Origin of the sequence: Actinocorallia sp. A-T 12471, from assembly GCF_033875155.1 — a bacterium.
Lineage (GTDB): Bacteria > Actinomycetota > Actinomycetes > Streptosporangiales > Streptosporangiaceae > Actinocorallia.
The window spans coordinates 14,777-29,309 of sequence record NZ_JAWZTE010000016.1; the positions used below are offsets into that span (position 1 = coordinate 14,777).

Here is a 14,533-nt window from a genome sequence, read left to right on the forward strand (position 1 = left end):
TCCCGCGCCTCTCACTTCAGGTGGAACCGCTTGAGGGTCTTGATCGCGCCGGTCAGCAGATCGGCGTACGTCTGGTAGGCGACGTTCGGGGGCGCGTCGAGCTCCATGAACTGCTGGGAGGCGACGGTCTGCGCCTCGGTGAAGCGCAGCAGCCCTTCCGCGCCGTGCCTGCGGCCGACGCCCGACTGCTTCATCCCGCCCATCGGCGCGTCGTGCGACGCCATCGCAGCGCCGTAGCCCTCGTTGACGTTGACGGTCCCGGCCTGGATGCGCGACCCGACCCTGCGGCCGCGCGCGAGGTTCCGGGTCCACACCGAGGCGTTCAGGCCGTAGGAGGTGTCGTTGGCGCGGGTGACGGCCTCCTCCTCGGTCGCGAACTTGTAGACGCTGACGACGGGGCCGAAGGTCTCGCCCGCGCACAGGTCCATGTCGGTGGTGACGTCGGTGAGGATCGTCGGCTCGTAGAACAGCGGGCCGAGGTCGGGCCGCGCCTTGCCGCCCGCGACGAGCGTCGCGCCCGCCTTGACGGCCTGCTCGACATGCGCCGAGACGGTGTCGAGCTGCCGCTTGTGCGTGAGGGAGCCCATCTGGGCCTCGAAGTCGAGCGCGGAGCCGAGCTTCATCTTCTCGGTCTCGGCCTTGAACTCGGCGAGGAAGGCGTCGAAGACCTTCTCGTGGACCAGTAGCCGCTCGATGGAGATGCACAGCTGGCCGGCGTTGGAGAAGCAGGCGCGGATAGCGCCGCGCGCCGCGCGCTTGAGGTCGGCGTCTTCCAGCACGATCATCGGGTTCTTGCCGCCGAGTTCGAGCGAGTAGCCGATGAGGCGCGGGGCGGCCTTCTCGGCGATGCCGCGTCCGGCGCGGGTGGAGCCGGTGAAGGAGACGTAGTCGGCGGCGTCGATGAGCGGGTCGCCGATCTCGCCCGGCTCACCGAGGACGACCTGCCACAGGTCCTTCGGGAGGCCGCACTCGATCATCAGGTTGACGCACCACAGCACGCTGAGCGCCGTCTGGGTGTCCGGCTTGTGCACGACGGCGTTGCCCGCGAGCAGCGCGGGGACGGTGTCGCCGACGCCCATGCTGATCGGGTAGTTCCACGGCGTGATCATCCCGACGACGCCCTTGGGGTGGCGCAGCTCACGCGTCTTCACCATGAGCGGGAACGCGCCCTGGCGGCGCTTGGCCGCGAGCAGCTTCGGGGCCTTGCGCGCGTAGTGCAGGGAGCCGAGGGCCACGTCGAGGAACTCCTCGAAGGCGTGGCGGCGTGCCTTGCCCGTCTCCCACTGGAGGATGTCGAGGATCTCGTCGCGGCGGGCGAGGAAGGCGTCGACGAAGCGCAGCACCGGGCGGGCCCGGTCGGCGGGGCTGAGCGCGGCCCAGGCGCGCTGGGCGGCGCGCGCCTTGGCGTAGGCGCTCTCCACGTCCTTCGCCGACGAGGTGGGGATCACGGCCAGGGGCTCGCCGGTGTACGGCGCGTTGATGACGGTGCTGCCCCCGTCCGAGGTCACCAGAGCGGTGATCCTGGCGATGGCCGCGTCGGAGAGGGGGCTCGGAGAAGCCGTCTGGGTTGCCATGAACGTCAGCATATGACCGAGTGGCCAGCTTTGGATACCCGCAAGTAACTAACAATGGCCAAGCGGTCATCTGTGGTCAGACCACATGATCGCAGCGGTTTAGACCGTTCCACATCAGTAAAGTGTGGAACGACCAAGCCCTCCCGGTGTATCTCGAAGGTGAGACTTCTGGGGAGGAGCGGCGATGACCGGTGCGGTGGGGCAGAAGCCACGGAAAGGCCGACAGGATCGGAGGATCCAGACGCGCAAGGCCCTGCTTGACGCGGCGCAGAGACTGTTCGCCGAACGCGGCATCCACGTGGCGGCGCTCGACGACGTCGCGCACACCGCGGGCCTCACCAAGGGCGCCGTCTACTCCAACTTCGCGGGCAAGCCTGACCTCGTCATCGCGCTCATGGAACGCTGCGCGTCGCACGCGCCGCGGCTGCACGGCCGCTGGGTCGACGCGTCCGAGGACGACAGGCTCCTCGCCCAGCTCCTCGTGGAGTTCTGGCTCTACGGCATGCGCGACGGCGCGGCCGGCTGGCGGCTCGCAGAATGGGCCGAGGAGCAGCGCCGCGAGATCGCCCGCAGGATCACGCCGGAGGACGCGGCCGACGCCGACGCCGAAGCCGCGGCAAGCCGCGCCACGCACGCGATGGCCATGGAGATGGGCCTCGCGCTGCAACACCTGCTCGACCCCGACCGGGTGCCGGCCGAGGTCTACCGCAGCGGCATGGACCTCGTGCTGAAGGGCGGGACTACTCCCACTCGATAGTGCCGGGCGGCTTGCTGGTGACGTCGAGCACCACCCGGTTCACCTCGCGCACCTCGTTGGTGATCCGGGTGGAGATCCGCTCGAGCAGGTCGTACGGCAGGCGCGACCAGTCGGCGGTCATGGCGTCCTCGCTGCTGACCGGGCGCAGCACGACGGGGTGGCCGTAGGTGCGGCCGTCGCCCTGCACGCCCACCGAGCGGACGTCGGCGAGCAGCACCACCGGGAACTGCCAGACGTCGCGGTCGAGCCCCGCGCGGGTCAGCTCCTCGCGGGCGATCGCGTCGGCCTCGCGCAGCAGGTCCAGCCGCTCGCGGGTGACCTCGCCGATGATCCGGATGCCGAGGCCCGGGCCGGGGAACGGCTGCCGCCAGACGATCTCGCCGGGCAGGCCGAGCTGCTCGCCGAGCGCGCGGACCTCGTCCTTGAACAGCGCGCGCAGCGGCTCGACCAGGGAGAACTCGAGGTCGTCGGGCAGGCCGCCGACGTTGTGGTGCGACTTGATGTTCGCGGTGCCCGTGCCGCCGCCGGACTCCACGACGTCGGGGTACAGGGTGCCCTGGACCAGGAACTCGACGTCGCCGTCGGCGGAGATCTCGCGGGCCGCTGCCTCGAAGACGCGGATGAACTCGCGTCCGATGATCTTGCGCTTCTCCTCGGGGTCGCTGACGCCCGCGAGCGCGGACAGGAAGCGCTCCTCGGCGTCCACGACGCGCAGGTCGACGCCGGTGGCGGCGACGAAGTCCTTCTCGACCTGCTCGGACTCGCCCTTGCGCATCAGCCCGTGGTCGACGTACACGCAGGTGAGCTTGTCGCCGATCGCGCGCTGCACCAGCGCCGCCGCGACCGCGGAGTCGACGCCGCCGGACAGGCCACAGATAGCGCGCTTGTCGCCGACCTGGCGGCGGATCGCCTCGATCGACTCCTCGGCGATGTTCACCATCGTCCAGTTCGGGCGGACGCCCGCGAGCTCGAGGAAGCGGCGCATGACCGTCTGGCCGTGCTCGGTGTGCATGACCTCGGGGTGGAACTGGACGCCGTACAGGCCGGCCTCGGGGTTCTCGAACGCGGCGATCGGCGTGACCGACGTGGTGGCGGTGACGGTGAAGCCCTCGGGCGCCTTGGACGCGTACGTCCCGTGCGACATCCACACCTTCTGCGCGAGCGGAAGGCCCTCAAGGAGGGAGCCGCCTTCGATCACGTCGAGGTCGGTGCGGCCGTACTCGGCCACGTCGGTGCGCTCGACGATCCCGCCCAGCGTCTGCGCCATCACCTGGAAGCCGTAGCAGATGCCGAAGACCGGCACGCCCGTGGTGAACAGGCCCTCGGGCGCGGCGGGCGCGCCCGGCTCGTACACCGAGGACGGGCCGCCGGACAGGATGATGGCCTTCGGCTTCTTGGCCAGCATCTCGCTGACCGGCATCGTCGACGGGACGATCTCGCTGTACACGTGGCACTCGCGGACGCGCCGCGCGATCAACTGGGCGTACTGCGCGCCGAAGTCGACGACGAGGACAGTGTCGAACGACTGTTCGGTGGCGGACACTGTGTTGGTGGCGGGCACGGAGAACCTTTCGCGGGAAAGCGGAGTCAACTAATTCTAGATGCCCCGCACGCTGGGTGAACGCAGAGTGCGGGCAACTGAGCAGCGGGGTCTCCGCCCTATGTCGGGAATCACTGGCTTCATGTCAGTAATCACTGAGTTCGTATCAGTAATCACGGCATAGTGACGGAGGCGTCTTGTAGATTTGCATCCCCCCTGATCCAACCCCCGACCCCGACCCCCCCGAGGAGCCAAGTGAAGAGCGTAGGGAAGCTGGTCGTACTCGGCCTGACCGTCGCGGCGACCGCCTCCGTTCCGCAGCTCGCGACCGGCACCGCACTCGCCTCGCCCGCGCCCGCCGTGGCCGAGGAGTGTGCGACGTCCGTCGTCGCGCCGGTCGCGCACGCCGACGACCACGACCACGACCACGCCGATGAGGCGAGCGTCGCCCGCGTCGTGAACGGGTCGAAGTCCGTCGAGCCGCACAGCTCGATCGACCCCAAGGTCGAGGCCGCGATCCAATTCGAGCTGACCAAGCAGGACCTGCTGTCGCGTTCCACGTCGCAGCGCGCCACCAAGTGGCTGCACATCCCCGTCTACTTCCACGTGATCCACTACGGGAAGAAGGGGAAGCTGACCAAGAAGCAGGTCAACTCCCAGATCGCGGTCCTTGACAAGGCGTACAAGGGCGGCGTCGCGGGCCACAATCTGAAGATCAACTTCTTTGTCAAGAAGATCACGTACACCAACAAGGGCACCTGGTTCAAGAACGCCCTCAAGTACGAGACCACCTACAAGCGCAAGCTGCACAAGGGCGGCAAGGCGTCACTGAACATCTACACCGCCGACCTCGGCAACGAGCTCCTCGGCTGGGCGCGCTTCCCGTGGGAGGCCAAGAAGTCGCCCAAGCTCGACGGCACGGTCCTGCACTACAAGACCCTGCCCGGCGGCGCGTTCCAGGGCTACAACCTCGGCAACACCGCAGTGCACGAGGTCGGCCACTGGCTCGGGCTGTACCACACCTTCGGCCGTGACTACCCGTACCAGAGCGGGTGCGTCGCCGGCGACCGCGTCGCCGACACCCCGGACCAGGGCGAGCCGACGGCCGGATGCCCGGTCGACGCCAACCCCGACACCTGCCCGACCGAGGGCATCGACCCGATCCACAACTACATGGACTACGGGACCGACGCGTGCATGACCGAGTTCACCAAGGGTCAGCACGACCGCGTCCGGGCCATCTGGAAGAAGTACCGCGCGCCCAAGAAGAAGTAGCCGCTGACACGGCCTTGTGAGGCCGTCGGATTCGTGAGGCCGTCGGACAGCGGAACGCCCGGGCCCCCTTCGCGGGGGGACCCGGGCGTTCGGCGTTTTGGCGCGTCTCGCTTCGTCAGGAGGCGCGGTGCTTGGCGGTCGACGCGCCGTTGCCGCCCCGGCCGCGGAACCGCGCGACGACGTAGACCAGGACCGCGACCACCACGACCACGAGCACGATCTTCGACAGGACGCCGACGTAGGTCTCCACGATGTGCCACTGGTCGCCGAGCCAGTAGCCGGCCATCACGAGGATCGTGTTCCAGATGAGGCTGCCGAACGTCGTCAGCAGCAGGAACGTGTGCATCGGCATCTTCTCGACGCCCGCGGGAACCGAGATCAGGCTCCGGAAGATCGGCACCATCCGTCCGAAGAACACGGCCTTCGTGCCGTGCTTCACGAACCAAGCCTCGGTCTTCTCCAGGTCCGAGACCTTCACGAGCGGCATCCGCTCCCACACCCAGTACATGCGCTCACGGCCGATCAGCCTGCCGATCCAGTACAGCGCGAACGCGCCGACGACCGCGCCGAGCGTCGTCCAGAACAGCGCCTCGAACAGGGTGATCTTGCCCTGTCCCGCGGTGAACCCCGTCAGCGGGAGGATCACCTCGCTGGGCAGCGGCGGGAACAGGTTCTCCAGGGCGATCAGCAACCCGGCCCCCGGCCCGCCGACCTTCTCGATCAGGTCGGTCGCCCATCCCGCGATCCCGTCCGCCGGAACGTCAGCCTGGGCGACGACAATCGACAGCTGCATACGCGGGACTCCTAGACATGTGAAAAAGCGGCTGACCCGGGCGTAACGCGCCCCACCCCCATCCTCCCATGATGCTCCCCCCCACCTCAGTCCAACATAAGGATCTTCCCCCTCCACCCCCCTTCCCCCCACCCCTCCACCCACCCCCCAACCCAACACCCCCCACAACCCAACACCCCCCCACAAACCAAGACCTCCCCACTCCAACGCCCCCGCCCCCACCCACCCCCCACGACAGCCCCTCACCCCACCCCCCGCGACAGCCCCGCCCGCACTCCCCAAGCCAAAGCCTTCACCCCAACACCCCCACACACAACCCCACCCCAACACGACCCCACCCCACCCCACCCCACGACGCCTCCACCCACGCCACCCACCCACCCAGCACAGCCACCCAGCACAGCCACCCAGCACAGCACAGACAAGACAGCACGCACAAAACAGCACGCACGAGACAGCACGCGACGGCCCCCGTCCATCCCGTCACCCGCCCAGCACAAACCAACCAGCACGCGACGCCCTCCCACCCATCCCGACTCCCACCCACGCTCCACCACCCACGCCCGCCCGGCACGCACCAACCAGCACGCGCCGCCCCCAGCCAAACCCGGACAACCCGCCGACCCCGCTGTCCTCCCACACGCCACCACCCCCGCCCGCCCCGTCGCATCCCCACCCGCGCCCAACCCCGCCAGCCACAAGCAACCCAACCCGCGACGCCCCCACCCCCACCCACCCCAACCCAACGCCCCTACCTACGGATCGCACCCACCCACCCGCCACCCAGCGGACACACACAACCAACACGCGACAGCCCCACCCCCACCCACCCCAACCCACGACCCCGCACAACACCCCCAACACCCCCTCAACGACAGCGCCCCCAACCGCAACACCCTCAGAACACCCCAACTACCCACTCCCACGTAAAGCCCACACATTTCCCGATCAGCCCCCTCAGGCCGGGTCCTCAGGCCGGGTCGCCCCCAGGCCGGGTCCCCCAGGCCGGGTCTCCCTCAGACCGGGCCGCCGTCGGGCCCAGCCGCGCTCAGCCCCGGTCACCATCGGTCCAGATCGCGCCTGGGCCCGCTCACGTCGACCCGGCAGCCCTCAGCCCCAGTCACATTCGGGCCCGATGGCCGTCGGACCCGGCCGGGTCGTGCTTGGCTCCGGCGGCGTTCGGGCCCAACGGCCCTCAGCTCGGTCACCATCGAACCCGGACACGTTCGGGCCCGGTCGCCATCGGGTTGGCCACTCTAGTGCCTGGTAGCTGTCGGGCGCGGTCGCCTTCCGCGCGATCATCGTCGGGTCGGTCGCTGTAGTGACCGGACGCGCTCAAGTCCAGGCGTGTTGAGCCGGCAGACCTCAGACCGGTCGCTGCCGGGCCCGGTCCTTGTGACCCGCCCGCTGTCGGGCAGGGTCGTGCTTGGGCCGGGCTGGCGGCGTTTGGGCCCGGCGGCCCTCAGGTCCGGTCGCCGTCGGGTCGGCCGCTTTCATGCCTGATCGCCATCGGACGCGGCCGCCATCGGACGCGGCCGCCGTCGGGCCCGGACGCGTTTGGCTCCGGCCGCGACGCCCTCAGAGCACCCCGACTCGCCACGCCCGCGTGAAGCACACACGTTTCCCGATCAGCCCCCTCAGACCGGGTCCCCTCAGACCGGGTCCCCATCGGGCCCAGCCGCGCTGGCCCCGGTCACCATCAGGCCGGGCCACGCTTGGCCTGCTCGCATTGGGCCGGTAGCCCTCAGCCCCAGTCGCGTTTCGCCCCGGTGGTCGTTGGGCCCGCCCGCCACCGGCCCAGGTCACGCTTGTCTCCGGTGGCGTTCGGGCCAATGGCCCTTAGGCCCGGTCACCGTCGGCCCCGGTCGTCGTCGGGTCGGCCGCCCTCATGCCTAGTAACCCGCGGACGCGGACGCGTTCGAGTTCGGTCGCCGTTGGGTTGGCCGTCGCCGTCGGACGCAGTTGCCCTCAAGCCCGGCCTCGCTTGGGTCCGGTCGCGACGTCCTCAGAGCGTCCCGGCTAGCCACGCCCGCGTGAAGGGCGCGCGTTCCGGTCCGCCGCCTCAACCGGGACCCCTCTCAAACTGGGTCGCCGTCGGGCCCGGGCCGCGCCTGGTTCCGGTCGCCATCGGGCGGGTAGCGCTTGGGCCCGCTCGCGTTGGGCCGATAGCCCTCAGCCCCAGTCGCGTTGGACTCGGTGGTCGTTGGGCCCGGCCGGTGTTCGGCCGGGTCTTGCTTGGCTCGGGCGGCGTTCGACCCAGCGGCCCTCAGCTCGGTCACCGTCGAAGCCGGACGCGCTCGGCCCGGTCGCCATTGGGTCGGCTGCCCTCGTGCCTGGTCATCGTCGGACGTGGTCGTCGTCGGGCGCGGTGGCCGTTGGGGCGGGGCGCTGTTGGACGCGGTGGCGGTTGGGGCGGGGCGCTGGTGGGGGTGGTGGCCTTTGGGTGGATGCGCTTGAGTCTGGTGGGTAGGGGTGGTGGGTGCCCTGTGCGCTGCACAGCATGCGCGATGGCCCCCTTTGGCGGCGGCATCCCTGGCTGCGAAAGTCCTCAGGGTCTCGGGCCGGTTGCTGTTGGGGCTGGTCGGTGTTTGGGCGCGGTCGCTGAGGGGTCGGGGTGTGTTTGGGCCGGGGTTCTGAGGGCCGGGCGTGGTTGGGGTCGGGGGCCTTGGGCTTGGGTGTGGGTTGGGGTTGGGGGCTTTTTGGGTGGGGTTAGGCGGCTTTGGGGTGGGGGTTGGGGTGGGGTGTGGGGAGTTGGGAGGGGTGGTGGGCGGTTAGGGGGAGGCCGGAGGTGGAGAGGCGGCGGGCCAGGTGGCGGAAGGCGGCGGGGTGGGGGGTGAGTTCGATGGCGAGGGATTCGGTGAGGGTTGTGCCTCGGGGTGGGGTGTAGAGGGTTCCGGTGTCGGTCAGGGCGGCGATTTGGGGGGTGGGGGGAGGGGTTGCGGTGGGTGGGAGCCAGTAGCCGAGGGTGTGGCCGTTGGGGAGGGTGAGGATCGGGGCGAAGTGGGGGTGGGCGGCGGCTTCCGGCGGGATCTGGGCGGCGTGGTCGGGGGTGAGGACGGTGACCTCCATGGCGTGGAGGGGGTCGGACTCGAAGTCGGCGTCGGGGGAACGGTCGGCCTGGATGCGGGCGAGCAGGATCAGATCCTCTGGAACCGGACGGCCCCGCATCGTGCGTTCGGCCCATCGGCTGATCTCGTCCACGCGCCCTCCTGCAAAGCCCGATGATCTTCAATCCCAGTGATCTGGGAGTCCTGGTGATACCTCCCACCTTCGCCGCAGAGGTGTCCTGCCTGCATGGGACCCCCGTCCCCACCTGCCCGGACGCGCTCCCCGAACAGATCCCCCCGGGCAGGTTCGTCCGGACAGTTCGGCTGGGAGGTGGGGGTCAGGGGGATTTCTGGTGGGTGATGGGAGGGGGTTGGTGGTGGGTTTGGGTGGCTTGTGTGGCGGGGTGGGCGGCAGTTTTGCGGCGGGGGTGAGGGCCTTCCCGGGCGGCGTTTCGGGTGCTGCCCGGAGGGTGGGGCGTTGGGGGCCCGGTGCCGGGGCGGGGAGGTGTTCGAGGGGGTGTTGGGGCGGTGTTTCGGCGGGATGGTCTGGGGTGGTGTGGTGGGTGGGGTGAGTTCGGTGGGGGTGCGTCGTGTGGGTTCACGTGTTGTTTTCATGACGCGATTGTGGCCGGTGTGCGGCCGTCGGAACGGGGGGCGGCCGGATCTGTGGATAACTTCTTTCGGTTCGCTGACCAGTGGTTTCGGCGTTTCGGGCGTTTCATGACGAAGGCCCCCGCCGCGGGTTGCGGTGGGGGCCTTCGGAGGCTCAGGGTGCGGGGTCGTCAGGCGGGGGTGAGGGCCGACTCGGACTCCAGCACGGCGGCCGTGGCGTTCACCACGGCGGCGATGCGCAGGGCCTCCTGGATGAGCTCACGGGACAGGCCGCCGTCGCGCAGGACCTTCTCGTGGGACTCGAGGCAGCGGCCGCAGCCGTTGATGGCCGAGACCGCGAGGCACCACAGCTCGAAGTCGACCTTGTCGACGCCCGGCTTGGCGATGATGCTCATGCGCAGCTTCGCGGGGAGGGTCGCGTAGGTCTCGTCGCCGATGAGGTGCGTCGCCCGGTAGTAGACGTTGTTCATCGCCATGATCGCGGCGGCGCCCTTGGCCGCCTCGAACGCCTCGGCGCTGAGGTAGTCGCCCGCCTCGGCCGAGACCGCGGAGATGACCCGCGCGCTCTTGGTCGCCAGCGCGCAGGCCAGGACGGTGCCCCAGAGCTGCTGCTCGGTCAGCTGGGAGGTCGTGGTCACCGAACCCAGGTTGAGCTTGATGTCCTTGGCGTAGGATGGGAGAGCCGACTTGAGGTCGTCGATGCTCATCAGGCGCCCGCGAGCAGCTTGTTGACGTCGAGGGTGCTCTCGCCCTTGTTCCAGTTGCAGGGGCACAGCTCGTCGGACTGCAGCGCGTCGAGGACCCGCAGGACCTCCTTGACGTTCCGGCCGACGGAGCCCGCGGTGACCATGACGAACTGGATCTCGTTGTCGGGGTCCACGATGAAGGTGGCGCGCTGGGCGACGCCGTCCTTGGTGAGGATGCCGAGCGCCGAGGCGAGCTCGCGGTTGAGGTCCGAGAGCATCGGGAAGGGCAGGTCGGTGAGGTCGGGGTGGTTCTTGCGCCAGTTGTAGTGCACGAACTCGTTGTCGACGGACGCGCCGAGCACCTGGGCGTCGCGGTCGGCGAACTCCTCGTTGAGACGGCCGAACTCGGCGATCTCGGTGGGACAGACGAAGGTGAAGTCCTTCGGCCAGAAGAACACCACTTTCCAACCCTCGTAGGTGTCACGCGTGATGGTCTTGAAGGCGTTGTCCGCGTCGAGGGAGACGCAGGCCGTCAGGGAGAACTCGGGGAACTTGTCGCCGATGGAGAGCACTGGCTCAACTCCACTCTGTGATCGCGAGCCCACCTTGAGTCGGTGGGAAGCCTGAGGAAGCACCGACCTAATGGCCGATGCAGACGGGACAAGGCTGCCCGACGATCATTGACAAGAGAAATCGAGAAAACCCCGTGTTGTTGATAGTCAGGATCTATCAACGCGCCGGGGTCGGCGCAAAGGTGGCACAGATCACTACGAGAGGTCCCCAACATACGCCAAAGGGCCGATCGGGTCGATACCAGGTGCGTGTTCGGTGGCATGGCCGAGGTGCCTGTGCAGGTAGGAGGTGTGCCTGGCGGACCATCGCGGCCCGGTAGTCGGCCCAGTCCGGGTGCTCGCCGGCGACGCGGCGGTAGTACTCGACGAGCCCGTCGAGGCGTCCGGCCTCCCCGTCCACCCCGACCACCACCTCCTCCCCCAGCGCCGCATCAGCGGTGGCCGGCCGCCGTTTGGGTCCGCGCCGCGGGCCGTCCCCTCGCCGGGGCGGGTCCGGGGGTGCGGGTCAGCGGCGGAGCGCCTCAACGGGTTCGATGCGGGTGGCGCGCCAGGCCGGGTAGAGGCCGGCGACCAGGCCCGTGAGCGCGCCGATGAGGGGGGCGGGCAGAACGGTCAGCGGCTCCAGGACTGGCGTCCACCGCTGGGCGACCGCGGTGGCGACGACGGCCACGACGCCCAGGGAGGCGCCGGTGAGGCCGCCCAGCAGCCCGAGGAACGCGGACTCCGCGAGGAACTGGGCGGCGATGTGACGTCCCCGGGCGCCAAGCGCGCGGCGGAGGCCGATCTCGCCTGTGCGCTCCAGGACGGCGACCAGGGTCGTGTTGGCGATGCCGACCGCGCCGATGAGAAGGCAGATGGCGGCCAGGGCGAGGAACAGCGTGCCGAGATCGGCGTTCACCCCGGTCTTGAGCTCTTTGGGGTCGGGCGGAACCGTCACCTTGAAACGGCCCGGCTGGTCAGGGCGCAACGCCAGGGGCGCCTGGTCTCCGATGAGCCGGGCCGCCCCGAGCTCGGTGTCGATGAGCAGTTTGGGCGCCATGCCGCCCGCCGTCTCCGGCGCCCCCCACAGCGCCGAGGCGGTGTTCGCCGGGACGAGGACGGACAGCAGTGTCTCGGCGTGCCGCTCCACGTCGTCGATCACGCCGATGACGGTGAAGGCCGTGTCGCCCACGAAGACCGCGGGCTGCTCTTCGACGCGCGTGATGCCGAGCCGGGCCGCGGCCGCCCGCCCCAGGACCGCCACGCGCGCACCGGTCTTCTCATGCCAGGAGTCGAAGCCGCGACCCGCCCGGAAGGCGGCGTGCACGGCGTCGAGATAACCGGGGGAGGCCGCGGTCACCGTCAACTGCTCGCCCGGGTCGCCGAGGCCGGGCGGGCGGGCGTACACCAGAGGCGTCTCGTCGCCCGTGGACGGCTGCCAGAACAGGCCGGCCGCCCGGACGCCGTTGAGCCTCGTCAGCCGGGCCTCGGCGTCAGCCGGATACGGCTCGTCGGCGGTCGCCGGATCCTCGGGCGCGTCCTCGACGAGGACCTCGGTCGCCGACAGGGCGGTGAACCGCGCCGAGATCTGGCCCGACGCCGTCGCCGTCAGGCCGAGGACGGCGACGAACGCGGCGACGCCCAGCAGCGTGCCCAGCACCGTCAGCGCGGCCCGGCCGGGACGGGCCAGCATCGCGGCGAGCGCCTCGTCGAGCAGATCACGGAGCCCGAACACCGTCGGCTCCACCGGACGCGGGCGGCGGCCCGCACGGAACGGAGCGCGCCTCATGCGCCCGTCAGCCCCTCGGTGAGCCGGCCGTCGCGGATCACGACCGAGCGCGCGCCGCGCGCGGCCACCCCTGGATCGTGGGTGACCACGACAAGGGTCATACCCGAGGCGTGCAGGTCCTCCAAGAGCCCGAGGACGCGCTCGGCGGTGCCCGAGTCGAGGTTGCCGGTCGGCTCGTCGCACAGCAGCAGGCTCGGCTCGCCCACCAGCGCGCGCGCTATCGCCACGCGTTGACGCTCTCCGCCCGACATCCGAGACGCCGCCGCCTCCATGCGCCGCGCCAGGCCGACGCGTTCAAGGGCCTCGACCGCGAGCGCCCGCCTCCGCCGGCGCGGAACCCCCGTGTACACCTGCGCGAGCATCACGTTCTCCACGGCGGTGCGCTGGGGCAGCAGATGGAACGACTGGAACACGAACCCGATCCTGCGGCCCCGCAGCGCGGTCCGGTCGGCCTCGCCCAGGGCCGCGGTGTCGATGCCGTCAAGCCGGTAGACGCCCTCGGTCGGCCGGTCGAGCAGGCCCGTCACATTGAGGAAGGTCGACTTCCCCGAGCCGGACGGCCCGACCACGGTGACGAACTCGCCGCGCGAGACGCGCAGCCGCGCCGGGTGCAGTGCCGGCACAGGCGGCGGGCCGGGATAGGTCAGGCCGACGCCGTCGAACTCGATGACGGGCGGCCCGGCGAGCGTCGGGATCACGGCGCGGCTTCCTCGGAGACGACGACGAGATCCCCTTCGGCGAGGTCGCCGGACACCTCGACGAACCCGTCGGCCTGCGCCCCCGTCGTCACCTCGACGCGCTCCCCGCTGCCGTCGGACGTCATCCGCACGACCCGCGTGGAACCGTCGGCCGTCGCGAAGATCGCCGACAGGGGGACGGCGAGGACCTTCCCTTCGGTGGAGGCCGACTCGATCGTCAGCCGCACGTCGAGGCCGGACAGGGCGTCGGGGAGGTCCCCGGTCGGCCTGACGCCGAGGGGATGGCCCTGGCCGTCGTCACCCGAGGTGAAGGCGCCGATCGACACGACGCGCCCCGGATGCTCCTTCCCGGTCATCTCGTCCATGATGATCGCCTTGTCGCCCTTGCGGACGAGCTTGCGGTCGGACGGGCTCAGCAGCCCGTCCACCCGCAGATTCCCGGCGGCCAGGATCAGCACGGGCCCCTCCACCACGGCCCCGAGCCGCGCCTTCACCTTCGTGACCCGCGCCGGGAACACCGGCACGAACAACACCTCGCCGGAGGGCAGCACGGTTGTTCTGCGGGGCTTGGCCGGCTCACCCGGGCCGGCCGGCGCCGGCGTCGCGCGCTTCTCCTGAATGGGATCGAACCCTCTGTCCTCATACAGGCGCTTCACCGCCGCCTGCGTGGAAGGTCCGTACACGCCGGGTGTGTCGGAGACGCCGTATCCGATTCCCGCGAGCGCCCGCTGGACCTGAAGGACGTCGTCGCCCTTCATCCCGTCCCGCAGATCCCGGTAGGCAGGCACCTTCCCCGGCAGAGCGACGATCGGCCGCCCGGACACGACGGACACCACGTCCCCCGCCCGCACCCGCGCCCCGACCTTCAGCGGCGGCTTCGACACGACGAGCTTCCCAGCCCCGCCCGACGCCACCGGCACCACCTCGACGGCCCTGGTCGGCGTCACGATCCCGCGCGCCACGACCCGCTGGGTGAGCCGCCGCTTCTCCACCGCCACCGTGATCACCGACGCCTCGGGCGGCCCCGCCTCCGCCGCCACCTGCTGCGGCGACTTGATCAGCGACGAGGCCCCCAGCCCCGCCCCCGACACCGCGACGGCCAGCGCGACCCCGCCCAGCAGCCACCGCCTTCTCCGGGCGGTGCGCACCGCGGTCGTCTTCGCGGCGCGCGGCGCGCCGCCGGGGTTCTCGTCCATCTCCGCCATGTTCGT

Annotated in this window: 11 protein-coding genes; 2 read left to right on the forward strand and 9 right to left on the reverse strand. The window is 70.4% G+C overall.

Annotated features, from left to right (window positions below; translation table 11 throughout):
* Positions 1-11 precede the first annotated feature (11 nt).
* A complete protein-coding gene (locus R9X44_RS31915) occupies positions 12-1,574 on the reverse strand; it encodes a succinic semialdehyde dehydrogenase (RefSeq protein ID WP_319818077.1) in 1,563 nt (520 codons plus the stop codon).
* A 184-nt stretch (positions 1,575-1,758) separates the two neighbouring features.
* Between R9X44_RS31915 and R9X44_RS31920 the strand changes: the two genes are divergently transcribed.
* On the forward strand, positions 1,759-2,331 hold the full coding sequence (locus tag R9X44_RS31920; protein ID WP_319818078.1) for a TetR family transcriptional regulator: 573 nt from the start codon (positions 1,759-1,761) through the stop codon (positions 2,329-2,331).
* Here R9X44_RS31920 and guaA read toward each other — a convergent pair.
* Complete coding sequence (guaA, locus tag R9X44_RS31925; protein WP_319818079.1) at positions 2,315-3,892, reverse strand: glutamine-hydrolyzing GMP synthase; 1,578 nt, start codon at positions 3,890-3,892, stop codon at positions 2,315-2,317. The two genes, R9X44_RS31920 and guaA, sit on opposite strands and share 17 nt — an antisense overlap.
* A 234-nt stretch (positions 3,893-4,126) precedes the next feature.
* Here guaA and R9X44_RS31930 point away from each other — a divergent pair, with 234 nt between their 5' ends.
* Positions 4,127-5,146, forward strand: coding sequence for a zinc metalloprotease (locus R9X44_RS31930; protein ID WP_319818080.1), 1,020 nt, complete (start codon positions 4,127-4,129; stop codon positions 5,144-5,146).
* Positions 5,147-5,261: 115 nt separating this feature from the next.
* On the opposite strand, the gene R9X44_RS31935 is transcribed toward R9X44_RS31930, so the two are convergent.
* From R9X44_RS31935 to R9X44_RS31965, 7 genes are all read right to left on the reverse strand, one after another.
* Complete coding sequence (locus R9X44_RS31935; RefSeq protein ID WP_319818081.1) at positions 5,262-5,939, reverse strand: DedA family protein; 678 nt, start codon at positions 5,937-5,939, stop codon at positions 5,262-5,264.
* Between the two features lie 2,709 nt (positions 5,940-8,648).
* Positions 8,649-9,140, reverse strand: coding sequence for a hypothetical protein (locus tag R9X44_RS31940; RefSeq protein ID WP_319818082.1), 492 nt, complete (start codon positions 9,138-9,140; stop codon positions 8,649-8,651).
* Between the two features lie 628 nt (positions 9,141-9,768).
* Positions 9,769-10,305, reverse strand: a complete 537-nt coding sequence (locus R9X44_RS31945) for a carboxymuconolactone decarboxylase family protein (RefSeq protein ID WP_319818083.1) — start codon at positions 10,303-10,305, stop codon at positions 9,769-9,771.
* Positions 10,305-10,856, reverse strand: a complete 552-nt coding sequence (locus tag R9X44_RS31950) for a peroxiredoxin (RefSeq protein ID WP_319818084.1) — start codon at positions 10,854-10,856, stop codon at positions 10,305-10,307. Before R9X44_RS31950 ends, R9X44_RS31945 begins: the two co-directional genes overlap by 1 nt.
* 505 nt (positions 10,857-11,361) lie before the next feature.
* Positions 11,362-12,624: an ABC transporter permease gene (locus tag R9X44_RS31955; protein WP_319818085.1), complete on the reverse strand. Its 1,263-nt coding sequence runs from the start codon at positions 12,622-12,624 to the stop codon at positions 11,362-11,364.
* Positions 12,621-13,322, reverse strand: a complete 702-nt coding sequence (locus R9X44_RS31960) for an ABC transporter ATP-binding protein (RefSeq protein WP_319818086.1) — start codon at positions 13,320-13,322, stop codon at positions 12,621-12,623. Before R9X44_RS31960 ends, R9X44_RS31955 begins: the two co-directional genes overlap by 4 nt.
* On the reverse strand, positions 13,319-14,518 hold the full coding sequence (locus tag R9X44_RS31965; RefSeq protein ID WP_319818087.1) for a peptidoglycan-binding protein: 1,200 nt from the start codon (positions 14,516-14,518) through the stop codon (positions 13,319-13,321). The genes R9X44_RS31960 and R9X44_RS31965 overlap by 4 nt, the downstream gene beginning before the upstream one ends.
* Positions 14,519-14,533: the final 15 nt, after the last annotated feature.